The organism is Sphingomonas jaspsi DSM 18422, from assembly GCF_000585415.1.
GTDB classification, from domain to species: Bacteria; Pseudomonadota; Alphaproteobacteria; order Sphingomonadales; family Sphingomonadaceae; genus Sphingomicrobium; species Sphingomicrobium jaspsi.
Genome location: NZ_KK073876.1, coordinates 752229 through 772410, shown reverse-complemented (window position 1 = coordinate 772410; position 20182 = coordinate 752229). Strand labels below are relative to the sequence as shown.

At 63.9% G+C, this 20182-nt stretch carries 30 protein-coding genes; 20 read left to right on the top strand and 10 right to left on the bottom strand.

Annotated features, from left to right (window positions below; all coding sequences use genetic code 11):
* Positions 1-38: 38 nt before the first annotated feature.
* From G570_RS03890 to G570_RS03875, 4 genes are read left to right on the top strand one after another with little or no spacing between them, the layout of a single operon-like run.
* Positions 39-308 carry an HNH endonuclease gene (locus G570_RS03890; RefSeq protein WP_037499348.1) on the top strand — a complete coding sequence of 90 codons (270 nt, stop codon included), beginning with the start codon at positions 39-41 and terminating at the stop codon, positions 306-308.
* Between the two features lie 58 nt (positions 309-366).
* The gene (locus G570_RS13080; RefSeq protein ID WP_051504012.1) at positions 367-918 is read left to right on the top strand and encodes a DUF3617 domain-containing protein; all 552 of its coding nucleotides are present in this window, start codon (positions 367-369) and stop codon (positions 916-918) included.
* Positions 919-924: 6 nt separating this feature from the next.
* Complete coding sequence (locus G570_RS03880) at positions 925-1452, top strand: DUF3617 domain-containing protein (RefSeq protein WP_084607502.1); 528 nt, start codon at positions 925-927, stop codon at positions 1450-1452.
* A 58-nt stretch (positions 1453-1510) separates the two neighbouring features.
* Positions 1511-2401, top strand: coding sequence for a diacylglycerol/lipid kinase family protein (locus tag G570_RS03875; protein WP_037499339.1), 891 nt, complete (start codon positions 1511-1513; stop codon positions 2399-2401).
* Positions 2402-2405: 4 nt separating this feature from the next.
* Here G570_RS03875 and G570_RS03870 read toward each other — a convergent pair whose 3' ends face one another.
* Together G570_RS03870 and G570_RS03865 are read right to left on the bottom strand one after the other, a co-directional pair.
* Entirely contained in the window at positions 2406-3398 is a 993-nt protein-coding gene (locus tag G570_RS03870) for a TerC family protein (protein WP_037499336.1), read from the bottom strand.
* Between the two features lie 71 nt (positions 3399-3469).
* Positions 3470-3661 carry an HP1242/YdcH family protein gene (locus G570_RS03865; protein ID WP_037503684.1) on the bottom strand — a complete coding sequence of 64 codons (192 nt, stop codon included), beginning with the start codon at positions 3659-3661 and terminating at the stop codon, positions 3470-3472.
* Between the two features lie 236 nt (positions 3662-3897).
* Here G570_RS03865 and G570_RS03860 point away from each other — a divergent pair, with 236 nt between their 5' ends.
* The 8 genes from G570_RS03860 (at position 3898) to G570_RS03830 (ending at position 9897) form a co-directional block, all read left to right on the top strand.
* Complete coding sequence (locus G570_RS03860) at positions 3898-5100, top strand: serine hydrolase domain-containing protein (protein WP_174377463.1); 1203 nt, start codon at positions 3898-3900, stop codon at positions 5098-5100.
* Positions 5101-5384: 284 nt separating this feature from the next.
* On the top strand, positions 5385-7262 hold the full coding sequence (locus tag G570_RS03855; RefSeq protein WP_037503678.1) for a ribonucleoside-diphosphate reductase subunit alpha: 1878 nt from the start codon (positions 5385-5387) through the stop codon (positions 7260-7262).
* Between the two features lie 4 nt (positions 7263-7266).
* On the top strand, positions 7267-7467 hold the full coding sequence (locus G570_RS03850) for a hypothetical protein (RefSeq protein WP_037499333.1): 201 nt from the start codon (positions 7267-7269) through the stop codon (positions 7465-7467).
* Positions 7464-7670, top strand: a complete 207-nt coding sequence (locus G570_RS03845) for a hypothetical protein (RefSeq protein ID WP_037499330.1) — start codon at positions 7464-7466, stop codon at positions 7668-7670. The genes G570_RS03850 and G570_RS03845 overlap by 4 nt, the downstream gene beginning before the upstream one ends.
* A complete protein-coding gene (locus G570_RS03840) occupies positions 7670-8125 on the top strand; it encodes a PepSY domain-containing protein (RefSeq protein ID WP_037499327.1) in 456 nt (151 codons plus the stop codon). Before G570_RS03845 ends, G570_RS03840 begins: the two co-directional genes overlap by 1 nt.
* A gap of 94 nt (positions 8126-8219) precedes the next feature.
* Positions 8220-8354, top strand: coding sequence for a hypothetical protein (locus tag G570_RS14055; RefSeq protein ID WP_281169494.1), 135 nt, complete (start codon positions 8220-8222; stop codon positions 8352-8354).
* 1 nt (position 8355) lies between these two features.
* Entirely contained in the window at positions 8356-9414 is a 1059-nt protein-coding gene (locus tag G570_RS03835; RefSeq protein ID WP_037499324.1) for a ribonucleotide-diphosphate reductase subunit beta, read from the top strand.
* A gap of 15 nt (positions 9415-9429) precedes the next feature.
* Positions 9430-9897 carry a hypothetical protein gene (locus tag G570_RS03830; protein ID WP_037499322.1) on the top strand — a complete coding sequence of 156 codons (468 nt, stop codon included), beginning with the start codon at positions 9430-9432 and terminating at the stop codon, positions 9895-9897.
* A gap of 6 nt (positions 9898-9903) precedes the next feature.
* Here G570_RS03830 and G570_RS03825 read toward each other — a convergent pair whose 3' ends face one another.
* From G570_RS03825 to G570_RS03815, 3 genes are all read right to left on the bottom strand, one after another.
* Positions 9904-10476, bottom strand: coding sequence for a hypothetical protein (locus G570_RS03825; RefSeq protein WP_245600253.1), 573 nt, complete (start codon positions 10474-10476; stop codon positions 9904-9906).
* A gap of 96 nt (positions 10477-10572) precedes the next feature.
* A complete protein-coding gene (locus G570_RS03820) occupies positions 10573-10785 on the bottom strand; it encodes a hypothetical protein (RefSeq protein ID WP_037499319.1) in 213 nt (70 codons plus the stop codon).
* Positions 10786-10796: 11 nt separating this feature from the next.
* On the bottom strand, positions 10797-11189 hold the full coding sequence (locus G570_RS03815; RefSeq protein WP_084607500.1) for an HNH endonuclease: 393 nt from the start codon (positions 11187-11189) through the stop codon (positions 10797-10799).
* A gap of 41 nt (positions 11190-11230) precedes the next feature.
* Between G570_RS03815 and G570_RS03810 the strand changes: the two genes are divergently transcribed.
* The 3 genes from G570_RS03810 to G570_RS13070 all read left to right on the top strand — a co-directional run bounded on the left by G570_RS03810 (position 11231) and on the right by G570_RS13070 (position 12452).
* Positions 11231-11728 (top strand): nuclear transport factor 2 family protein, encoded by a 498-nt coding sequence (locus tag G570_RS03810; RefSeq protein ID WP_037499317.1) that lies wholly within the window; start codon positions 11231-11233, stop codon positions 11726-11728.
* A gap of 70 nt (positions 11729-11798) precedes the next feature.
* Positions 11799-12119, top strand: a complete 321-nt coding sequence (locus G570_RS13075) for a hypothetical protein (RefSeq protein WP_051504009.1) — start codon at positions 11799-11801, stop codon at positions 12117-12119.
* A gap of 153 nt (positions 12120-12272) precedes the next feature.
* Positions 12273-12452, top strand: coding sequence for a hypothetical protein (locus G570_RS13070; RefSeq protein ID WP_051504008.1), 180 nt, complete (start codon positions 12273-12275; stop codon positions 12450-12452).
* Positions 12453-12489: 37 nt separating this feature from the next.
* On the opposite strand, the gene G570_RS03800 is transcribed toward G570_RS13070, so the two are convergent.
* Entirely contained in the window at positions 12490-12732 is a 243-nt protein-coding gene (locus tag G570_RS03800) for a hypothetical protein (RefSeq protein WP_037499314.1), read from the bottom strand.
* A gap of 80 nt (positions 12733-12812) precedes the next feature.
* Between G570_RS03800 and G570_RS03795 the strand changes: the two genes are divergently transcribed.
* On the top strand, positions 12813-13037 hold the full coding sequence (locus tag G570_RS03795; protein ID WP_037499311.1) for a hypothetical protein: 225 nt from the start codon (positions 12813-12815) through the stop codon (positions 13035-13037).
* 29 nt (positions 13038-13066) lie between these two features.
* Here the strand turns inward: G570_RS03795 and G570_RS03790 are convergent, their stop codons facing one another.
* The 4 genes from G570_RS03790 to G570_RS03775 all read right to left on the bottom strand — a co-directional run bounded on the left by G570_RS03790 (position 13067) and on the right by G570_RS03775 (position 15693).
* On the bottom strand, positions 13067-13768 hold the full coding sequence (locus G570_RS03790) for a hypothetical protein (protein WP_037499309.1): 702 nt from the start codon (positions 13766-13768) through the stop codon (positions 13067-13069).
* Positions 13769-14047: 279 nt separating this feature from the next.
* Positions 14048-14836, bottom strand: coding sequence for a polyphosphate kinase 2 (gene ppk2 / locus G570_RS03785; protein WP_037499307.1), 789 nt, complete (start codon positions 14834-14836; stop codon positions 14048-14050).
* Positions 14836-15261 (bottom strand): thermonuclease family protein, encoded by a 426-nt coding sequence (locus tag G570_RS13340; protein ID WP_169731726.1) that lies wholly within the window; start codon positions 15259-15261, stop codon positions 14836-14838. Before G570_RS13340 ends, ppk2 begins: the two co-directional genes overlap by 1 nt.
* Positions 15262-15444: 183 nt before the next feature.
* Entirely contained in the window at positions 15445-15693 is a 249-nt protein-coding gene (locus G570_RS03775; RefSeq protein WP_037499303.1) for a DUF2171 domain-containing protein, read from the bottom strand.
* Positions 15694-15850: 157 nt separating this feature from the next.
* On the opposite strand from G570_RS03775, the gene G570_RS03770 reads away from it, so the two are divergent.
* The 4 genes from G570_RS03770 to G570_RS03755 all read left to right on the top strand — a co-directional run bounded on the left by G570_RS03770 (position 15851) and on the right by G570_RS03755 (position 20145).
* Positions 15851-16051 carry a hypothetical protein gene (locus G570_RS03770; RefSeq protein WP_037499301.1) on the top strand — a complete coding sequence of 67 codons (201 nt, stop codon included), beginning with the start codon at positions 15851-15853 and terminating at the stop codon, positions 16049-16051.
* A gap of 91 nt (positions 16052-16142) precedes the next feature.
* A complete protein-coding gene (gene hmgA, locus G570_RS03765; RefSeq protein WP_037499299.1) occupies positions 16143-17429 on the top strand; it encodes a homogentisate 1,2-dioxygenase in 1287 nt (428 codons plus the stop codon).
* The gene (gene fahA, locus G570_RS03760) at positions 17426-18727 is read left to right on the top strand and encodes a fumarylacetoacetase (RefSeq protein ID WP_037499296.1); all 1302 of its coding nucleotides are present in this window, start codon (positions 17426-17428) and stop codon (positions 18725-18727) included. Before hmgA ends, fahA begins: the two co-directional genes overlap by 4 nt.
* A gap of 134 nt (positions 18728-18861) precedes the next feature.
* Positions 18862-20145, top strand: a complete 1284-nt coding sequence (locus G570_RS03755; protein ID WP_037499293.1) for a sugar MFS transporter — start codon at positions 18862-18864, stop codon at positions 20143-20145.
* The last annotated feature ends 37 nt before the right edge of the window (positions 20146-20182 follow it).

Below are 20182 nucleotides of genomic sequence, written 5' to 3'. Positions count from 1 at the left end.
TATGGTCTCTGGCCGCGATTTGTTCCAGTCTGACGACGATGGACCAAATCTGCTGGCTCTGCCGCCGCCCGATCGGCACCCGGATCGAATGGCATCATCCCGTGCCCAAAAGCCGCGGTGGTCGCGATGTGGTGCCGGTCCATCCCATCTGCCACCGCACCTTGCACACCCGCTTCTCCAACGTCGAACTCGAACGGTTCGGGGGCGACGTCGGGGCGATCCGCGACGATCAGGAAATCGCCCGTTTCCTGCGCTGGGTCGCGCTTAAACCCGCTGACTTCCACGCGCCCACACGCGCGCGCCGTTGAGCGTTTGCAAGCGGCGTCATCCCGCTTATGCTCCGACCGGGCAAGAAGGGGAAACACGATGCGCCGTTCGCTGGTCATGGGTTCGCTGCTGGCGCTGGCCGCCTGCAACCAGGGGCCGTCCGTTACCGCCAAGAATGCATCGGTCGAGGAAGTTGCCGACAAGGTGCGCGACGCGGGCGGCGCGGTGAAGATGAAGCCGGGCGAATGGGTGACCGAGGCGCGGCTCGACTCGCTCGACATCCCGGGCATGCCCCCGGCGGCTGCCGAACAGATGAAGGCGATGATGGCCAAGCAGGTCAGCGGCCATAAATTCTGCCTGACCCAGGCGATGGCCGATCGGCCCGCAGAAGACTTTTTCAGCGGCAAGCGCAGCGGCTGCCGCTACGACGATTTCAAGATGGACGGCGGCAAGGTCAGCGGCACGATGCGCTGCGGCCAGGGCGGGCCGAGCCAGGTCGTCCAGTTCGCGGGGAATTACACCCCGACCGATTATCAAATGACGATGCACTCGACGGTCGACAACGGGCCGCGGGGCACGATGAAAATGGCGATGTCGATGACCAGCAAGCGCGTCGGCGATTGCACCGAAGGAAGTGCAAGCGACAATTGATCGCGCATGGGGAGGGTAGTGGAGATGAAGGCGATGGTAAGGACCGCCGCGATCGCGACGGCGCTGGCAATGGCGCTGGCCGGATGCGGCGACGGGGCGCCAGGCGCTACGGCGGAGAAGGATGAAGCGCCGCCGGCGAACCTGACACCCGGCCAATATGAAGTGACGAGCGAGATCGTGACCCTCGCATCGACCGACAAGACCACCCCGGCGACCAAGCTGAAGCAAGGCGACACGGCGGTCGTAAAGGCCTGCGTCGCCAAGGACGGGACGCCCGATCCGGCGCTGTTCGCCGAAGCGGGCGACACGTGCGAAGCGACCAGCAGCTATATCTCCAACGGGCGGATGAGCATCCAGCTCAAATGCCAGCGCCCAGGCAAGTCGGGCCAGGTGATGCCGACGTTCGACGGCAAATATACGCTCGACGGGTTCAGCGGCGACGCGCAGGGCCTGACCTATTTCGTCGCCGACGGCGACTATCGCTACACTGCCGAGGTGACCGCGCGGCGGATCGGGGACTGCCCGGCGCGCTAGCCTGAATAGCGGATTCGAGCGCGGCGGAGCCGGCGAACGATCCGCGCGTTTGGCCGTCATGGACGCGCACCTGCTGATCAACCCGCACGGCGGTAGCGTCAGCGGTGACACCGCAGATGAATTGCGTTCGGCGTTGGCCGCCGCCGGCGTCGACGCGACGGTTGAGGAGGTCGACGGTCCTTCACTCGCCGATCGGGCGAAGGCGCTGGTCGATGCAAAGGCCGCCTTGGTGATCGCGGCCGGAGGCGATGGGACCATCAGCGCCGTCGCCGGTGCGCTGGCCGGGTCCGACACCGCGCTTGGCGTGATGCCGCTCGGCACCCTCAACCATTTTGCGCGCGACCTCGGCATTCCCGCCAATGCCGCGGGCGCCGCGGCGGTGATTGCCGCCGGCCATCGGATGAGGGTCGACGTGGCCGAACTCAACGGCCGCACCTTCATCAACAACAGCGCCATCGGTCTCTACCCGCTGATGGTGATCGATCGTGAATCGCAGCAGAAGCGCCTCGGCCGGTCGAAGAAGCTGGCGATGCTGGTGGCGTCGCTGCGCACGCTGGCCCGCTTCCACGATCATCGCCTGACGCTGCGGGTCAATGGCGCGGCGGAGGGCTCGCTCGACACACCGCTGCTGTTCGTTGGCAACAACGATTATGAGGTGGCGCTGCCCGCCGCCGGCGCGCGAAGGTCGCTTAGCGACGGGCGACTTTGCGTCTTCGTCATGCGCAAGAAGGGCGTCCTGGGACTGATCGCGGCGTCGCTGCGGGCGCTGGTCGGCCTGACCCGCAGCGACGACATGATCCGGCTCGACGATGTGCAGTCGCTCGAAGTCGAAGGCCGACGACCGCACATCATGGTCTCGCTCGACGGCGAAACCACCGCCATGGCCAGCCCCCTTCGCTACCGCATCAGGAAGGCTGACCTGGCGGTGCTTGCCCCGCCTGCCGCATGACCGCCTAGGCTGCCGGCCATTCCGGTTCGGGCTGGCCCTTCGTTTTCCACAGCGAATAGCCGATCCCGGCCGCGATCAGCGCGATCGTCACCACTAGGCTGAGCAGCGGCGGGAACTTCGCCCCGTCCATCACGAAATCGGACACGAAGATCTTGGCGCCGATGAAGACCAGCACCGCAGCCAGCGCATATTTGAGGTAGTGGAAGCGGTGCACCATCGCGGCCAGCGCGAAATAGAGCGCGCGCAGGCCGAGGATGGCCATGATGTTCGACGTATAGACGATGAACGGGTCGGTGGTGATGGCGAAGATCGCAGGCACGCTGTCGACCGCGAAGACGAGGTCGGCAAGGTTGATGACCACCAGCGCCAGGAACAGCGGGGTGGCCGCGGTCACCAGCTTCCCGGTCCGCTCGTCGGTTATCCGGACGAAGAATTTCTGCGCATGCAGTTCGCGCGTGACCGGCATATGGGTCGAAATCCATTTCACGACCGGATTGGACCCGACGTCCATCGGCTTGTCGCCGGCGAAGAACATCTTGATCCCGGTCACGATCAGGAAGGCCGCGAAGATGTAGAGCACCCAATAGGCTTCGCTCACCAGCGCCGCGCCGCCCGCGATCATCAACCCGCGCAGCAGGATGACGGCGAGGATACCCCATAGCAGCGCCCGGTACTGGTACCGCGCAGGGATCGCGAAATAGGTGAAGATGAGGCTGATCACGAAGACATTGTCGATCGACAGCGCCTTTTCGATGAAGAAGCCGGTGTAATATTTCATGCCGAGATCGGCGCCGCGTTCGGCCCAGATCCACGCGCCGAACGCCAGCGCGATGCCGATGTAGAAGGCGCTCAGCTTCAGGCTTTCGCCGATCCCCATCTCGCGGTCCTTCTTGTGAAGGACGCCGAGGTCGAAGGCGGTGAGCAGCGCGACGAGCGCAAGGAAGGCGAGCCAGAACCACGCCGGCGTGCCGAGCCAGTCGGCGAACAGAAATTCCATGAGAATATGTCCCTGTTAAAGGCGGCGGGGCGGCCGCTGGAGGGCAAGGTGCGCCCGCCCCGCCTGTCCCGTCAGCCGGCGCGGCCGGGGGATTTGGGTCGACCCGAACGGACGATGTGATGGATCAGGTCCTTGGTCCTGAGCTTCAGCTTCTTCAGCCGGATCATCCGGAAAAGGTCGGGGAATCGGCGCCTTTGTTCGCGGCGCAGGGCATCGTCGATCCGCTGGTGGATCTCGGTCAGGCGAAACAGCCTGGAAGACATGGCATTCTCCTCTTCGAAAAGCGTTGCTTTCGATCGGAGACCCGGTGCGTCGGGATGGTTTTTGAGGGCTGATGGACCGCCCACGAATCGCACCGGATATCCGATGCGGTCCGACATCACGGGGCTCAAAGAAGAGCACCCGCCAGAGGGGCCCGGTCCGCATCGCATAAATGCGACAAATGCGATCCGGTTTCAACCCGGTTGCGATTTTTTTGCGCGCGGGGGAGTGTGGCGCGATGCGTCACGCCCTACTCCTGACCCTTTTCGCCGCCTTGCCCGCTAGCGCTCTGGGACAGTCGGCGGGACCTGCCCGCGCGAGCGTCGTGTTCGACCGTCATGGCGAAATCGCCGCCACGGCCAGCGGCATTGCCGACCCCTCCTCGCGCCGGTCCGCGACCCCCGACGATCCGGTCCGGGTCGCGTCGATCAGCAAGCTGGTGGTGACCGTGGCGGTGATGCGGCTGGTCGAACAGCATCGGCTCGACCTCGACCGGCCGATCGGCGACTATCTGGGCTACCCCGTCCGCAATCCCGCGTTTCCGGGCCAGAAGGTGACGCTGCGCCGACTGCTCAGCCACACCAGCAGTCTGCGCGACCATGACGATCAATATGCCATTCCGCTTGGCCAGACGCTGAAATCGGTGCTCGACGATCCTGCCAGCTGGGATCCGCTCCACGGCCCGCAAGGCGACTATTTCACCTACGCCAACGTCAACTTCCCGGTGGTCGGCAGCATCGTCGAGCGGGTCACGCACGAGCGCTTCGACATGGCAATGCGCCGGCTGGTCCTTGCACCGATGAAATTGGACGCCTGCTACAATTGGCCGACCTGCAGCGACGCCGCGATCAAGCGCGCCGTCGTGCTGGTGCAGGACGGCGCAGTGGTGAAGGACGATCTGCGCGGTCGACAGCCAGCCTGCCCGGTCTTCGTCCACGACGGCCAAAATTGCGACCTCGGCGGTTACCGACCCGGTGGCAACGGGTCCTTGTTCGCACCGCAGGGCGGCCTTCGCATTTCGGCCCGCGACCTCGCCCGGATCGGCCGGATGCTGATGAACGGCGGGACGATCGACGGCGTGCGCATCCTGTCGCGCCGCTCGGTCGCGGCGATGACCCGCCCGGCCTGGGTGTGGAACGGCAGCAATGGCGATTCGGAAGGCGGGATCTATTGCCGTTTCGGCCTGTCGATCCACCTGCTGGCGACGCCGCAGCAGTCCTGCCACGACGATCCCGGCCTGCCGAAGGGCGACTGGCTGGGCCATTCGGGCGAGGCCTATGGCCTGCGTTCCGGATTGTGGTGGGACCGCAAGGGGAAACGCGGCATGGCCTATTACACGACCGGCCTTCCCGCCGACACGCCAATGGGCAAAAGCGCCTTCACCGCGCCCGAAGAGGCCGACGTGGCCCGCGCCGTGACTCTGCTGCAACAGGCCCCTTAGCAGCCCCGATTTTTTTACGTCCCGTTAATTTTGACTCTTGCGTCTGCGCGGCATTTAGACACAATAGATTGTGTAGCGACTGGGGGTTTGATCTACTTATTGTGGTTTGGATGGGGGATACCTATCTCCCATGGTGAGCCCACTTGTGCCCTGTGGATATCGGGGAACGAGCACAGAAAAACCCCCGCGACGCTCTGATTTGCGCTAGGTTCGGGGCCATGGCACCGAGTCGAACAGATATAGAACAAGCCGTCGCGGAGCGGCCGGTAGGACGGGGTAGTATGATGGACTTTGCACCTTCGAGCGATGTGAACGCGGACGACGTTTCGGCGACCGAAACCAAGCGCGATTCGAAGACCATCGATGCGCGCGCCTTCGACGTGAGGACCGACGCCAGCCGCGATGCGCTGCTGACCGAATTCGGCAAGGAGACGCTGAAGGACCGTTACCTCCTTCCCGGCGAAACCTACCAGGACCTGTTCGCCCGCGTCGCGTCGGCCTACGCCGATGACGAAGGTCATGCCCAGCGCGTCTACGACTATATTTCCAAGCTATGGTTCATGCCCGCAACGCCCGTGCTGTCGAACGGCGGCACCGGTCGCGGCCTGCCGATCAGCTGCTACCTCAACAGCGTCGACGACAGCCTCGACGGCATCGTCAACACCTGGAACGAAAATGTCTGGCTGGCGTCCAAGGGCGGCGGCATCGGCACCTATTGGGGCAGCGTGCGCGGCATCGGCGAGCCGGTCGGCCTCAACGGCAAGACCAGCGGCATCATCCCGTTCGTCCGCGTGATGGACAGCCTCACCCTCGCGATTTCGCAGGGCTCGCTGCGCCGCGGCTCGGCCGCCTGCTACCTCGACGTTTCGCACCCCGAGATCGAAGAGTTCCTCGAGATCCGTAAGCCCAGCGGCGACTTCAACCGCAAGGCGCTGAACCTGCACCACGGCGTGCTGATCACCGACGAATTCATGGAAGCCGTCCGCGAAGGCACCGACTTCGAGCTGAAGTCGCCCAAGGACGGCAGCGTGCGTGGGTCGGTCAACGCCCGCTCGCTGTTCCAGAAGTTGGTCGAAACCCGCCTCGCCACCGGCGAGCCTTACATCGTCTTCGCCGACACGGTGAACCGGCAGATGCCGAAGCATCACCGCGACCTCGGCCTCAAGGTGTCGACGTCGAACCTGTGCAGCGAAATCACCCTGCCGACGGGCCGCGACCATCTCGGCATGGACCGCACCGCAGTCTGCTGCCTGTCGTCGATGAACCTCGAAACCTGGGACGAATGGAACGGCGACAAGCGGTTCGTCGAGGACGTCATGCGCTTCCTCGACAACGTGCTGAGCGACTATATCGCCCGCGCGCCGGACGAAATGGCGCGCGCCAAGTATAGCGCCGAGCGCGAACGCTCGGTCGGCCTCGGCGTCATGGGCTTCCACAGCTTCCTGCAGGCGCGCGGCCTGCCGTTCGAAGGCGCGATGGCCAAGTCGTGGAACATGCGCATCTTCAAGCATATCCGCGCGCAGGTCGACCAGGCCTCGATGATGCTGGCCCAGGAACGCGGCCCCTGCCCGGACGCCGCCGACATGGGCGTGATGGAACGCTTCAGCTGCAAGATGGCGATCGCGCCGACCGCGTCGATCTCGATCATCTGCGGCGGCACCAGCGCCTGCATCGAACCGATCCCGGCCAACATCTACACCCACAAGACGCTGTCGGGCAGCTTCTCGATCAAGAATCCCTATCTTGAAAAGCTGCTGACCGAAAAGTCGAAGAACAGCGACGCGGTGTGGAATTCGATTCTCGAACAGGGCGGCAGCGTGCAGCACCTCGACTTCCTCACCCCGGAAGAAAAGGACACCTACAAGACCTCGTTCGAAATCGACCAGCGCTGGCTGCTCGAACTCGCCGCCGATCGTACGCCCTACATCGACCAAGCGCAGTCGCTGAACCTGTTCATCCCGGCCGACGTCGACAAGTGGGACCTGATGATGCTCCACTTCCGCGCATGGGAACTGGGCATCAAGTCGCTCTATTACCTCCGCTCCAAGTCGGTGCAGCGCGCCGGCTTCGCGGGTGGGGTCGAGGCCGACAACACGCCGGATCTGAAAGAAATCCAGCTCGCGTCGACCACCGACTATGACGAGTGTTTGGCCTGCCAGTAAGTCGATGACGCTGGCCCAGATCATCATGCTGTCGATCGGTGTGGTCGCCCTTGTGGGCGGCCTCGCCATCCTGGCGATGAGCGCGCGCGGGACCGAAAGCCAGCGCTACGCCCGCCGCATCGTCGGCACGATGATGGCGGCGCTGGGCGCGGCGTTGACGATCTTCGCGCTCGGCCTCGCCGGCAAGCTGGGGGCCGAGGCGTGACCCCGCTGCAGATCGTCGAAGTCGCGATAGCGGCGGCGATGATCGGCGGTGCGATCTGGGCGATGCGGCGACCGGCCGACGGCGCGGATCGCGGGAACCAGGGCCCGGTATTGTTGCTGGTCGTCGGCGCGATCGTGGCGGTGCACGGCCTTGGATTGATGGAGTATCGGCCTTCGCCGGCCGAAGTGGAGAGTGACCGGTAATGCGCAAGTTCCACCGCTGGATCAGCGTCCTCGTCGGCGTCTTCATCCTGTTCATCGCCGTCACCGGCGTGCTCAGCCAGGTCGGCGTGCTGGTCAACAACGGCGGCTTCGAAAAGGAAGTCGAGGAAAAGGGCGCGAAGCAGACCGCCGCGATCGGCGCCGCGATCGCCCCGCCCGCCAGCGCGCACGAGGAGGATGAAGCGATCGTTGAGCCCAAGGCCTTCGTCTGCCCCGCCGACATGACCTGCCGGCCCAAGCGCACGCCAAAGCCCGGCGAATGGAACGTCGGCTATCTCCACCACCTCCATTCGGGCGAGGAATTCGGCCCCGCCGGCGTCATCATCTCGATCGTCAGCGGCCTCGGCCTGATCTTCTTCGCGATCAGCGGCATGTGGATGTACCTGCAGATGTTCCGCGCCCGGGCGAAGAACGGCCGCAAGGGACTGTTCTGGTGACCGGCTGCCTGAAGGACATACTCGGCAAGATCGCCTTCCTGATCTTCGCGCTGGTCGTGCTCGCCCTCTACATCAACTATAACGGACATTTGTGATGAGCAGTCTCACGATCATTCTCGTCCTGGTCGCCGCCGCGGCGGCCGCGATCGCCGTCGCGCTGACCCGCAATCGTCCGCGCGTCACCACCATCGAAACCCACACCACCAAAGACGAAAGCGCAGGAGACTAAGATGCCCCTCCTCCAGGCCAGCAAGACCTACAAGCCGTTCGAATACCCCTGGGCGTTCGAATTTTGGAAGCGCCAGCAGCAGATCCACTGGATGCCCGAAGAGGTGCCGCTGGGCGAGGATTGCCGCGACTGGGCGCAGAAGCTGTCGGACCATGAGCGCAACCTGCTGACGCAGATCTTCCGCTTCTTCACCCAGGCCGACGTCGAGGTGCAGGACTGCTACCACGAAAAATACGGCCGCGTGTTCAAGCCGACCGAAATCAAGATGATGCTGGCCGCGTTCAGCAACATGGAAACGGTCCACATCGCCGCTTATTCGCACCTGCTCGACACCATCGGCATGCCCGAAAGCGAATATGGCATGTTCCTTCAGTATAAGGAGATGAAGGACAAGCACGACTATCTCGCGACCTTCGGCGTCGACACCGACCAGGATATCGCCCGCACGCTCGCCATGTTCGGCGGCTTCACCGAAGGGCTGCAGCTGTTCGCGTCGTTCGCGATGCTGATGAACTTCCCGCGCTTCAACAAGATGAAGGGCATGGGCCAGATCGTCAGCTGGTCGGTCCGCGACGAAAGCCTGCATTGCGAAGGCATCACCCGCCTGTTCCACGCCTTCACCAAGGAACGCGACTGCCTGACCCCCGCGGTCAAGGACGACATCATCGACTGCTGCCAGAAGACCGTTCGTCTGGAAGACGCCTTCATCGACCTCGCCTTCGAACAGGGCCCGGTCGAAGGCATGACGCCCAAGGCGATCAAGAAGTACATCCGCTACATCGCCGACTGGCGGCTGGGCCAGCTCGGCTTCAAGCCGATCTACATGGTCGACGAACACCCCCTGCCCTGGCTCGCCCCGCTGCTGAACGGCGTCGAGCACGCCAACTTCTTCGAAACCCGCGCGACCGAATATTCCAAGGCCGCGACCAAGGGCAATTGGAACGAAGTCTGGGACAACTTCGACCGGCGGCAGAAGGCAAGGGCGGCGAACGACGTGCCGGCGGCCGAGAAGCTGGAGGCGGAGCTGTTTGGGGATGTCGGAGGCGTTGCGGCGGAATAAGGAGTAGGCGTCCGAATGTTTGATAAGCTGGACGCATACAATTTGGTCGCCAATTTGGTGCCGGGCGCGGCGCTTACGTACGCCCTGCACTATTCTAACTTTCCATCGCCGGAGCCTCGCGACTTAGGGGCGTTCTTGTTGGTCTCGTTCGTAGCGGGCGTGACTGTAAATCGTTTGGGCTCCCTTATTCTGGACCCCTTCTTGCGCCGCTGGCGATTCTTAAAACCAAAAGACTATCAGTCGTTTTTGGTTGGCGAGAAGGCGGACCCAAAGCTTGAAGCTTTGGTAGCCAACGCTGGCCTCTATCGGACGTTTTTTGTGGCGGGATTCGTATACCTAGTTGCATTGGCCGCCGCCACTCTTGGCGTCCCACTTTCCAATCAGGTGGTTCTGGCGAGCTTCGTGGTTATTGGAATGATCGTTTTCCTTTTCGCACTCAGGAAGGAGGACGGTTATATTCACACGAGGATAAAAGGCGGCTGACTGCAGTCAGGGTTTTCTCCACCGCCCCTTCGGCTCCGCATAGCTATCGATCCGCCGTTGCGGCCGTTCGTGCCAGCCGATGTTGAAAGCCCAGTAAGTCGGGAAGAACCAAGCGCTTGAATAAGGCAGGTTGCGGTCGATCCATTCGGCCATGATCTGCCAGTCGCCCTTGCCCTGGTGCGCGTCCCAGAACGCCGGCACGACTACGCAGGCCATCGCCCCCATGCACCCGTCGGCATCGCGCATATCCCAGATATGCGCCGCCGCATTGGCCTCGTTCGACGCGCAGGTGTAGCCCGCCTTGCCTTCCTTCTGCATACGGTTGCCGAACCCGTTCACTTCCCGGCTGCGATAGGCCGACCGGATGGCGATCCGCCCCCAATGGTCCTGCAGCGGCTCCAGCAATTCCTCGCACAACCGCCTCCCCGCCGCGATCGCGACGTCGGGATCGTCCGGCACATTGAGCAACCCGTGCACCTGCGCAATCTCCGAATAGAGCATGTCGCGCATGAAAAAGCTCCTCGACAGACGCACCCGACCGATTTCGGTCAGCGCGGCAACGGTCTTGGGTGATTTCATGGCCTGCCTCCGTCACCCCGAACCTGATCCGGGCTCCCGCTTCATGGTTCGTCCTTATTTCAACCCAAAAAGACAGGTGAACGGTCGACGTGACCTTTAAACGATCAGCAAGCCAATCCCGACACCGACTGCCACGGTCGCCGCAAGCATAGCATACCAGGCCAGCTTCCGCCGCAGTTGGATGCGCGCCATCCGCCCGACGAATGCAGGGACCTTGAACTCGTCGAGGCCTTTCAGGCGCTTGATAGGCTTGACGCCATCTCGCCCGTTGGGGGGGCAACCAGCCGGGACGCGCACGCTGTCGACCATCCTTCATTGGGCTAGGCTCCAAGCACCTTCATGACTTGCCCTCGGATCGACGAAAGCCATGCCTTGCGCCGCTGCTTCTCCCGCATCTCGACTTTTTTGACGACCGACCGGTTCGCCAACCGCCGGTTGCAGGGCGGGTGACAAAGCGCAAGGTTCTCCAGTTTCTCCGACCCCCCGTGTGCTTTCGACAAAAGATGCTCGACGCTCCACGCCTTCGCGGAATTAGGCTCGGCCGCGAAATCCATTGGCAAACCACATAGCCAGCAATTTTCGCCATCTCGCGCCTTGATGCGATCGATCTTGCTGAGGTTGTCTGGACCCGACATGCGTCTGCAATACTTCAGCGCCTCTTTCAAAAAAGTTAGCCGCACAAATGACAACAGCTGAAGATCAACGGCTGCCATCCCTGGTTGTCACGTCCGTGTTGCCGTAGTAAAACACCGGCATGTTTGCCGCCCTCTTTCTCGCCGCCGCCACCCCCGCCATCCCCACCGGCCCGGCGCTCACCGCTGCCATCCGCCAGCAGGATTCGACAGCCTTTGCGTTGATGTTCGATCGCTGCGACCCGGCGGCGCTGCGCGGGATGATGACCGACGATTTCGAATTTTATCATGACAAGGGCGGGTTGATGGCGGGCGGCGATACCTTCGCCGCCGATGCCGCCAAGTCCTGCGCGGAATGGGTGAAGCCCAACGCGTGGCGCTCGCGCCGCGAACTGGTCGAGGGCACGGTCCAGGTCGATCCCGTTCCCGGATATGGCGCGATCGAGACCGGCGAGCATCTGTTCTACGAACGCCAGGGCAGTGGACCGGAAAAGCTCGTCGGCCGCGCCCGCTTCGCCATCGTCTGGGCCTATGGCGCCGACCAGCACTGGCGCATGCGCCGGGCGCTCAGCTACGACCACGCCGCGGCATCCGCACCGACCCCTATGACCAAGCGGTAAAAACCGCTTTCCTACACGAACCTTTCTGGTTCACCATCCAGTCGTTTTTACCGAACGGCAGGAGCGACCTATGGCGAAGCGGGAACGGCGGGATATGTCGGTGGAGGAATTTCACGCGTGGAGCGCGGCCAACAAGCGTTTCGACGATACGCGCGATGCCGCCAACGAAGTCGGCGGGCCGCAACTCAGCCTGGTGCCGCTGCCCACCACGATGAAGGCGGACGGCAAGCTGGACGATTTCGACGATCCGCTGGCCTTCGACCCCGAACCCAGTCGCCAGCGCCTCGGCTGGTCGGCGCTGCGGCAGCGCGTGTTCATCGGGGCGCTCGCCGAAACCGGGTCGGTCCATCATGCGGCGAAGGAAGCACTGATGACCGCACGGTCGGCCTAAGCCCTGCGCGTCCGCTCCGCCCCCTTTCGCCAGGCGTGGGATACGGCGCAGCAGCTCGCCGTCGGCCGCCTTTCGGCCATCGCCTTCGACCGCGCGATCAACGGCCGCCCCGAACGAATCTATCAGGATGGGGAGCTGGTCGGCGAACGGCGCGTGCCCAACGACCGCATCCTGATGTGGCTGCTCGCCCGGCTCGATCCCAAGCGTTTCGCCATGCCGTGGGAACAGCGCGGCGAATGCGGCGATCCGCAGGCCGAGGCGTCGGCGGCGATCGAGGCCCATCTCGAAAATCTGGAGGCCGTCGAACCGTTCGACCTGCTCTCACGACCGTGAAAACTGTGAAAAGTCGCGGGTGCGCCCGCCGCGCGACCTAGACGTGGATGACGGTGCTGCGCGGGGTCCAGCCGGCCCAGATCATCGCGGTCAGCACGATCACGAACAGCGCCAGCGCGAAAACGGTGACGCCGATCACCACCGCCTGGCGGTCGACCTCGTCCGGGTCCTTGATCGGGATTTCCTTGAGCTTGGGCGGCGGGTCGCGGCGGATGCGCGACACCCGCTCGACCGAATTCAGGTCGACCGAACGTTTCGACGTGGGAAGCGGTGCTGCCATGACCGCTTGCTAGCGCGCCGAGGGTTATCATCCGGTTAGCGTGGCAAACTTCGTTAACCCTGCCGTGCCAACATGCGGTCATGTTCCCGATCAGGCACAGCTGGATCTTTCGCAGCCGCTGGGTGGCGCTGCTGTGGGCTGCGGGCATGATCTGGTTCGCGCTCGACATCGCCGCGCCGCCCGCCGACGCGCCCAACACCGCGGACGGCAAGCAGGCCGAACGTCAGAAAGTGACCGACGTCGCCGGGCAGTGGGTCGACGAAGAACAGGTCAGGGCGCTCGAGGACAAGCTCAGGAACATGTGATCGCCGCGGTCGCCGGCTGCGCGACCGCCTTATCCGACGATCGCCAGCGTGTAGCCATGCTCCTGCGCGCGGTTGACGGCGATGATGCCCGCCGGAACCATGTTCCCGCCCGGCACCAGGTTGGCGCGAAGTTCGGCCTCGATCGCCTTGGCATCGCCCTTGGTCGCGCCGGCCAGTTGCATCGCGATCCCTTCGGTCGCAAGTCCGCATACCGCGAACCGCGCGCCCTTTGCGGCAAGCGCACCGATCGACGGATCGGCAAAGTCTTCCATGCCCTTGGGCACCGGACCATCGTCGGGATCGCGGGCAAGCCACGGGTTCATGCTGGTCGCGCGGATCGCGTCGGCGCCTTGCAGCTTCAGGTTCTTGGCGAACAGCTTGCCATATTTCTTCCACATCGCGTCATTGTAGGCGAACGGCGTCGAGGCGTGGCGCATGATGATGATCATGCCCAATTCCTGCGGCTTGCCGCCATAACCCTTGGTGGTCGCGACATAGCTGTTGTTGGCATAGCCGAGCGTCGCCTGCGCCTGGTCGACACTCACTGTGTCGAACACCATTCTGTGACGATGTCCGGGCTGCGCCTCATACCATTGGTCGAGCTTCTCATCGGTCGGCTGCCAACCGCCGCTTGCCTGCGCGGAGGCCGGCGAGCCGACCATTCCCGCTGCGCCCGCCGCCAGTACGCCCGCGCCGATCAGCCCGCGGCGGTCCGTCACATAATCGCTCATCGCATCCCCCACTTCCTGCGCACCGGCGCGCGTCCATCCTTCTCCTTTGCACGCCCGAAATCAACCAAAAGCGGCGGCTAGCAGCGTCACGAAAACGTCATCGAACCGTCAATCGATCTTTGCCGAATGCCCCTAGGGACAGACCGGTCAGTCAGGGGACAAGGTAATGATTGCATTGGGAATTGGGGCAGCGGCGATGACCGCCCTCGGCTACGTCGCCAGTCGTTGCCCGCTGGTCCGCGCCATCCGCGCGCACGTCGGCCTCGTCGCCGCGACGCGCTAGTCGTCCTTGCCGGTCGGATAGTCGGCGATCGGCTTCAGCACCCCAAATTTTTCCTTCGCCGGCTTGCGGCCGAGCGCAGGCCAATCGACGGGCTCGTCCGGAACCTTGGTGTCGGGCAACCGGTCGAGCAGGTCGCGGATCAACGTCAGTCGGCCGCGCTTCTGGTCGTTGAAGTCGATCAGTGTCCATGGCGCGTCAGTGGTGTGCGTCCCCTTCAGCATCGCGTCGCGCGCAGCGGTGTAATCGTCATATTTGGTCCGCGCGGCCTGGTCGATCGGCGACAGCTTCCAGCGCTTTAGCGGATCGTCCAGCCGCTCCGCGAACCGCTCTTCCTGCTTTTCCTGGTCCGTGGTCAGCCAATATTTGAACAGCAGGATGCCGTCGTCGGTCAGCAGCTTTTCGAAGCGTGGCACCGCTTCGAGGAAGGCGGCGACCTGGTCGTCGGTGGCAAAGCCCATTACCTTTTCGACCCCGGCGCGATTGTACCAGCTGCGGTCGAACAGCACGATTTCGCCCTTGCTCGGAAGGTGCGGAACATAGCGCTGGAAATACCATTGGCCTTTTTCCGCGTCAGTCGGCTTGGACAGCGCGACGGTGCGACACTGGCGCGGATTGAGTACGCCCGAAATGGTGTTGATGGCGCCGCCCTTGCCAGCCGTATCGCGGCCTTCGAACAGGACGAGGATGCGCTGGCCGGTGGCTGAGGCCCAATGCGCCATCTGGACCAGTTCGGCCTCCATCGGCGCGACGAGCTTTTCATACTTCTTGCGCTTCAGCTTTCCCATCAGCACCAGCTCCCTTTCGAACCAAGATAACGATGCGCCAGTCCTTCGTCGATCAGGCGCTGGCCGAGGTCGACGCCGTGGCGTTCGACCGCCATCAGTTCGCGGCCATAGGCATCGGTGCGCTGCAGCCGGTGGGCGGTCATGGTGAAGCTGCCTTGGTTGAGAAGGTCGCGCAGCCGGTCGCGGGCGCGAACGCCGAGCGCCGCTTCCTGCGGACAGCGCGCATTGGACAATTCGGGCGCGTCAATCCCGGTAATGCGTATCTTACGGCTGCCCAGCTTGAACGTGTCGCCGTCGATGACGCAGGCGTGACCGCGCCCCGGCCCGCACAGCGTGAAGCGGTCGCCGACCCTTTCCGGGGCATCGGCGAGGAACCCGCGCGGCTTCATCAATGCCGGGTAGAGCAAGGCGCCGATCAGCAGCAAGACAGGAACCCAAAGCGCTGCCCGCCAGACGCCCCGCCGACGCGGACGGAAGGAGGGCGGGCGATAGCGGGGTCGGTAAGGGCGCGGGCGGACCATCGGGACCAGCTTAAGACGGATAGCAGGCAAGCAAAAGGGCGGCGCGTCCGACGACGCACCGCCCTTTCCCGGCTCGGCCTGTGGAGCTTAGCCCTGTTCTTCTTCCTCAAAGGTTACCGCGACGTCAGCATTGGCCGACAGACGCACTTGGTCGCCTTCGATCCCGGCGACGAGCCCGCGCGAGATAAAGTGGTGATGGCCTTCATGGCTGCCCATCCCGCTGTCCTTCTTGGTTAGCTTGATGCGGTCGCCTTCGATCCCGTCGACCGTGCCGACATGGACGCCGTCGGCGCCGATAACTTCCATATGTTCCTTGATGTCTTCGAAACCGCTCATGACCCTGCTCCTTGCTCTTGGGGGTTGAGGCGGAAACGAACGAGGAAGCGCAAGGATGCGTGCCCTTTCAGCGCTTCATCGCGGGACAGGCGGGAACCGTCGCGAACGGCATACGTTCGTTACGCCAACGAAGTGACAACAATCAGGGAGTATCGACATGTCCGACGAAAACAACACGACCGAACGGACCACCATCGTAGAGACCGGCGGCGGCGGCGGTGGCGGCGGCGTCCTTGCCGTAGTGCTGCTGATTATCGTGGTGCTGGTGTTGCTCTTCCTGTTCCGCGACGAATTGGGCTTCAGCGGCAAGAAGACCGAAGTGAACATTCCCGACAAGATCGAGGTGAACGTCAACTAACGCGTTCGCCTTCGCGCAATTGCGCCACGCGCCTGAGGCGCGTAACGACCCCCTCGGTTCCCCACCCGGAATCGAGGGGGTTTTTGCATCGATGTCGAACACGATCGAATATCTGACCGGATTTGGCGCCCATGCCGAGAGCGAGGCAATTGCCGGCGCCCTGCCCAAGGGCCGCAACAGCCCGCAGCGCCCTGCCTTCGGCCTTTATGCCGAGCAGCTCAGCGGCACCGCCTTTACCGCTCCCCGCCACGAAAACCGCCGCAGCTGGCTTTACCGGATGCGTCCGACCGCCGACCATCGACCGTTCGTTCGTTATGAGGGCGCCGCAGCGTTCGTCGCACCGCTGGCTAGCGAACCGGTCGCGCCCAACCGGCTGCGCTGGGATCCGCCTGCCGACCTGCCCGCCGATGCCGATTTCGTCGACGGCATGGTGGCGATGCTGGGCAACCGTCACCCGGCCGACCTGACCGGTGTGGCGGTCCATCTCTACCGCGCATCCAAGTCGATGACCCGGCGGCTGTTCGTGAACGCCGATGCGGAAATGCTCATCATCCCGCAGCAGGGGACGCTTCACCTGTTTACGGAAATGGGCAGGATGGATTTGGCACCGGGCTGGATCGGCGTGGTGCCGCGCGGCGTGCGATTCAAGGTCGACGTGGACGGCGACTGTCGCGGCTATCTGGCCGAAAATTTCGGCGCGCTTTTCCGCCTGCCCGAACTGGGACCGATCGGCGCCAACGGGCTCGCCAACCCGCGCGATTTCGAAACGTCGGTCGCTGCGTTCGAAGATGCCAATGGCGAGCATGAGGTGATCCAGAAATATCTGGGTCACCTGTGGACCACGACGCTCGACCATAGCCCGCTCGACGTGGTTGCATGGCACGGCAACCTCGCGCCCTATCGCTACGAACTGGCGCGCTTCAACACCATCGGCACGGTCAGCTTCGACCATCCCGACCCCAGCATCTTCACCGTATTGACCAGTCCCAGCGAAACGCCGGGCCGCGCCAATGCCGACTTCGTCATCTTCCCGCCGCGCTGGATGGTGGGCGAGGACACCTTCCGGCCGCCTTGGTTCCACCGCAACGTGATGAGCGAGGCGATGGGCCTCATCCACGGCGCTTATGACGCCAAGGAAGGCGGCTTTTCACCCGGTGGCCTCAGCCTCCACAATCTGATGAGCGGGCATGGTCCCGACGTCGATGCGTGGAAGAAGGCGAGCGAGGCCGATCTGAAACCCGTCAAGATCGACAACACCATGGCGTTCATGGTCGAAAGCTGCTGGCCCTATGTGCCGACGCGCTTCGCCCTCGACCGCGCGCAGCCGGACTATGACGCATGCTGGGCCGATTTCCCGAAAGCCGAACTTCCCAAATGACCATGATCGACGAAACCCACGACCCCGCCCGCTTGAGCTGGGTGGACAGCGCCAACGGCCATGCCGACTTCCCCATCCAGAACCTGCCGCTGGGCGTCTTTTCGACGGGCTTTCCGGAAGACAAGCGCATCGGCGTCGCGATCGGCGACAAAATCCTCGACCTGCGCGCGCTGGCGCATACCGACCTGATCGACGAGCATTGGCGGCTGGCGCTGAGCCTGGAAGGTCTCAACGCCTGGTTCGGCCATGGCCCGGCCGACGCGACCGCGCTGCGCAAGCGGCTTAGCGCGCTACTGTCGGACGACCAATATCGCGCCAAGGTCGAACCGCTGCTGGTCGATGCGGCCAAGGTGACCATGCACCTGCCGTGTCACATCGGCGATTACACCGACTTCTACGTCGGCATCCATCACGCGACCAATGTCGGCAAGCAGTTCCGCCCCGACAATCCGCTGCTGCCCAACTTTAAATATGTACCGATCGGCTACCATGGCCGCGCGAGCAGCGTGCGCGTGTCGGGCGAGCCGGTGGTGCGACCCAAGGGCCAGCGCAAGCCACCGGAGGCCGACGCGCCCGATTATGGCCCGTGCCGCCGCCTCGACTATGAGCTCGAACTCGGCATTTTCATCGGCAAGGGCAATGCGCTGGGCGACACCATCCCGATTGGGGAAGCGGCGGATCATATTGCCGGCTACTGCCTGCTCAACGACTGGTCAGCGCGCGACCTGCAGGCGTGGGAATATCAGCCGCTCGGGCCGTTCCTGGCCAAGAACTTCCTGACCAGCATTTCACCGTGGGTGGTGACGCCGGACGCGCTGGCGCCGTTCCGGACCGCGATGGCGCCGCGACCCGACGGCGATCCTGCGCCATTGCCCTACCTCAGCGACGACGCCGACCAAGCCAGTGGAGGACTTGCCGTCCAGCTTGCGGTGACGTTGTCGTCGAAGGCCATGCGCGAGGCGGGAACCGCGCCGCATATGTTGAGCGAGGGCGAAGCGGCGTCGGCGATGTATTGGTCGGCGGCGCAGATCGTCACCCACCATGCGTCCAATGGCTGCAACCTGCAGCCGGGCGACCTGATCGGCACCGGCACCCTGTCCACGGCCGAGCGGAGCGGGCTCGGCTCGCTGTTGGAAATTTCGACCGGCGGCAAGACCCCGATCGCCCTGCCAGGCGGCGAAACGCGCAGCTTCCTCGAAGATGGCGACGAATTGACGTTGTGGGCGCGCTGCGTCCGCGACGGCGCAGTGACGATCGGCTTCGGCAGCTGCAGCGGCGTCGTCCAGACGGCGCGCTGAACCCCTTCCAGACAGGCGATTTTTTCACCATCGACGCATGCGGACGACGACCCGCTTGCATTCCCGCCGCGTCGCTGCCAGCGTCGGCTGAGAGAGAACGTGTTAACGTTCCCAATTCATGCGGGGAGGATTTTGTGGCAGCACCGATTGCAAGCGCGGCGACGGCGGACGGCGCCGGCGAGGAAACTCAGGTCAAGGCACCGGGCCTCAACTATTTCGTGTTCGCGCTGTTTTTCATCTTTGGCGGCATCACTAGCCTCAACGACGTCATCCTGCCCAAGCTGAAGGAGCTGTTCACGCTCAATTACACGCAGGCGATGCTGATCCAGTTCTGCTTCTTCACCGCCTACCTGGTGATCGGCATCCCGGGCGCGCAGCTGGTCAAGAAGATCGGCTACATGCGCGGCGCGGTAGTCGGCCTCTTGACCATGATGACCGGCTGCCTGCTGTTCATCCCGGCCAGCCAGACCGCGACCTATGGGCTGTTCCTGCTCGCCCTGTTCGTCCTCGCCAGCGGCGTCGTCGTCGTGCAGGTCGTCACCAACCCGCTGATCAGCCTGCTCGGCCCGCAAAAGACGGTCCACAGCCGCCTGACCTTCGCGCAGGCGTTCAACTCGCTCGGCACCACCATCTTCCCGCGCGTCGGCTCGGCCCTGATTCTCGGCGGCCTCGCCGGCGTCACCGCTTCGGAACTGTCGGGGGCACAGCTTGACGCCTACCGTACGGCTGAAAGCCAGGCGATCGTCCACACCTACATCGGCCTTGCCGTCGCGTTGGCGGTAATCGCTGCCGTCGTCTGGGCGTTCCGCAACCGCCTGCAAGGCGAGAAGCATGAGCAAAGCTCGTTGCTCGGTGGCTTCCAGCTGCTGAAGCGCCCGCGTTTCGGCTACGGCGCTTTGTGCATTTTCCTGTACGTCGGCGCGGAAGTGTCGATCGGTTCGCTTATCGTCAGCTACCTGATGCAGGGCCATGTCATGGGCCTGGAAGAACAAGCTGCGGGCAACATGATTCCCTATTATTGGGGCGGCGCGCTGGTCGGTCGCATCATCGGTTCGGCTGTCCTTCGCCTTGCCAGCCCAGGCCTGATCCTCGCCGCCTGCGCGGCGGGCGCGATGACCCTGCTCGGCATTTCGACCCACACCACCGGCGCCGTGTCGGGCTACAGCCTTTTGGCGATCGGCCTGATGAACTCGATCATGTTCCCGACCATCTTCAGCCTCGCCTGCGAAAAGCTCGGCAGCAAGGCGGCCGACGGTTCGGGCATCATCAACATTGCCATCTTCGGCGGCGCGGTCGTTCCGCTGCTGACCGGCGTGCTGGCCGACGCCAGCGGCAGCTTGGCCACCGCGATGATCCTGCCGGCGATCTGCTACGCGATCATCCTCGGCTTCGGCTTCTACGCCCGTCGGCCTGCATAATGCGTTGGGGAGGGTCGACCGCTCGGTCGGCCCTCCC

Coding starts and splice junctions, on each gene's coding strand:
- G570_RS03890 (WP_037499348.1), top strand. CDS start 39: ATGGACCAAATCTGCTGGCTCTGCCGCCGCCCGATCGGCACCCGGATC.
- G570_RS13080 (WP_051504012.1), top strand. CDS start 367: ATGCGCCGTTCGCTGGTCATGGGTTCGCTGCTGGCGCTGGCCGCCTGC.
- G570_RS03880 (WP_084607502.1), top strand. CDS start 925: ATGGGGAGGGTAGTGGAGATGAAGGCGATGGTAAGGACCGCCGCGATC.
- G570_RS03875 (WP_037499339.1), top strand. CDS start 1,511: ATGGACGCGCACCTGCTGATCAACCCGCACGGCGGTAGCGTCAGCGGT.
- G570_RS03870 (WP_037499336.1), bottom strand. CDS start 3,398: ATGGAATTTCTGTTCGCCGACTGGCTCGGCACGCCGGCGTGGTTCTGG.
- G570_RS03865 (WP_037503684.1), bottom strand. CDS start 3,661: ATGTCTTCCAGGCTGTTTCGCCTGACCGAGATCCACCAGCGGATCGAC.
- G570_RS03860 (WP_174377463.1), top strand. CDS start 3,898: ATGCGTCACGCCCTACTCCTGACCCTTTTCGCCGCCTTGCCCGCTAGC.
- G570_RS03855 (WP_037503678.1), top strand. CDS start 5,385: ATGGACTTTGCACCTTCGAGCGATGTGAACGCGGACGACGTTTCGGCG.
- G570_RS03850 (WP_037499333.1), top strand. CDS start 7,267: ATGACGCTGGCCCAGATCATCATGCTGTCGATCGGTGTGGTCGCCCTT.
- G570_RS03840 (WP_037499327.1), top strand. CDS start 7,670: ATGCGCAAGTTCCACCGCTGGATCAGCGTCCTCGTCGGCGTCTTCATC.
- G570_RS14055 (WP_281169494.1), top strand. CDS start 8,220: ATGAGCAGTCTCACGATCATTCTCGTCCTGGTCGCCGCCGCGGCGGCC.
- G570_RS03835 (WP_037499324.1), top strand. CDS start 8,356: ATGCCCCTCCTCCAGGCCAGCAAGACCTACAAGCCGTTCGAATACCCC.
- G570_RS03830 (WP_037499322.1), top strand. CDS start 9,430: ATGTTTGATAAGCTGGACGCATACAATTTGGTCGCCAATTTGGTGCCG.
- G570_RS03825 (WP_245600253.1), bottom strand. CDS start 10,476: ATGAAATCACCCAAGACCGTTGCCGCGCTGACCGAAATCGGTCGGGTG.
- G570_RS03820 (WP_037499319.1), bottom strand. CDS start 10,785: ATGGTCGACAGCGTGCGCGTCCCGGCTGGTTGCCCCCCCAACGGGCGA.
- G570_RS03815 (WP_084607500.1), bottom strand. CDS start 11,189: ATGGCAGCCGTTGATCTTCAGCTGTTGTCATTTGTGCGGCTAACTTTT.
- G570_RS03810 (WP_037499317.1), top strand. CDS start 11,231: ATGTTTGCCGCCCTCTTTCTCGCCGCCGCCACCCCCGCCATCCCCACC.
- G570_RS13075 (WP_051504009.1), top strand. CDS start 11,799: ATGGCGAAGCGGGAACGGCGGGATATGTCGGTGGAGGAATTTCACGCG.
- G570_RS03800 (WP_037499314.1), bottom strand. CDS start 12,732: ATGGCAGCACCGCTTCCCACGTCGAAACGTTCGGTCGACCTGAATTCG.
- G570_RS03795 (WP_037499311.1), top strand. CDS start 12,813: ATGTTCCCGATCAGGCACAGCTGGATCTTTCGCAGCCGCTGGGTGGCG.
- G570_RS03790 (WP_037499309.1), bottom strand. CDS start 13,768: ATGAGCGATTATGTGACGGACCGCCGCGGGCTGATCGGCGCGGGCGTA.
- ppk2 (WP_037499307.1), bottom strand. CDS start 14,836: ATGGGAAAGCTGAAGCGCAAGAAGTATGAAAAGCTCGTCGCGCCGATG.
- G570_RS03775 (WP_037499303.1), bottom strand. CDS start 15,693: ATGAGCGGTTTCGAAGACATCAAGGAACATATGGAAGTTATCGGCGCC.
- G570_RS03770 (WP_037499301.1), top strand. CDS start 15,851: ATGTCCGACGAAAACAACACGACCGAACGGACCACCATCGTAGAGACC.
- hmgA (WP_037499299.1), top strand. CDS start 16,143: ATGTCGAACACGATCGAATATCTGACCGGATTTGGCGCCCATGCCGAG.
- fahA (WP_037499296.1), top strand. CDS start 17,426: ATGACCATGATCGACGAAACCCACGACCCCGCCCGCTTGAGCTGGGTG.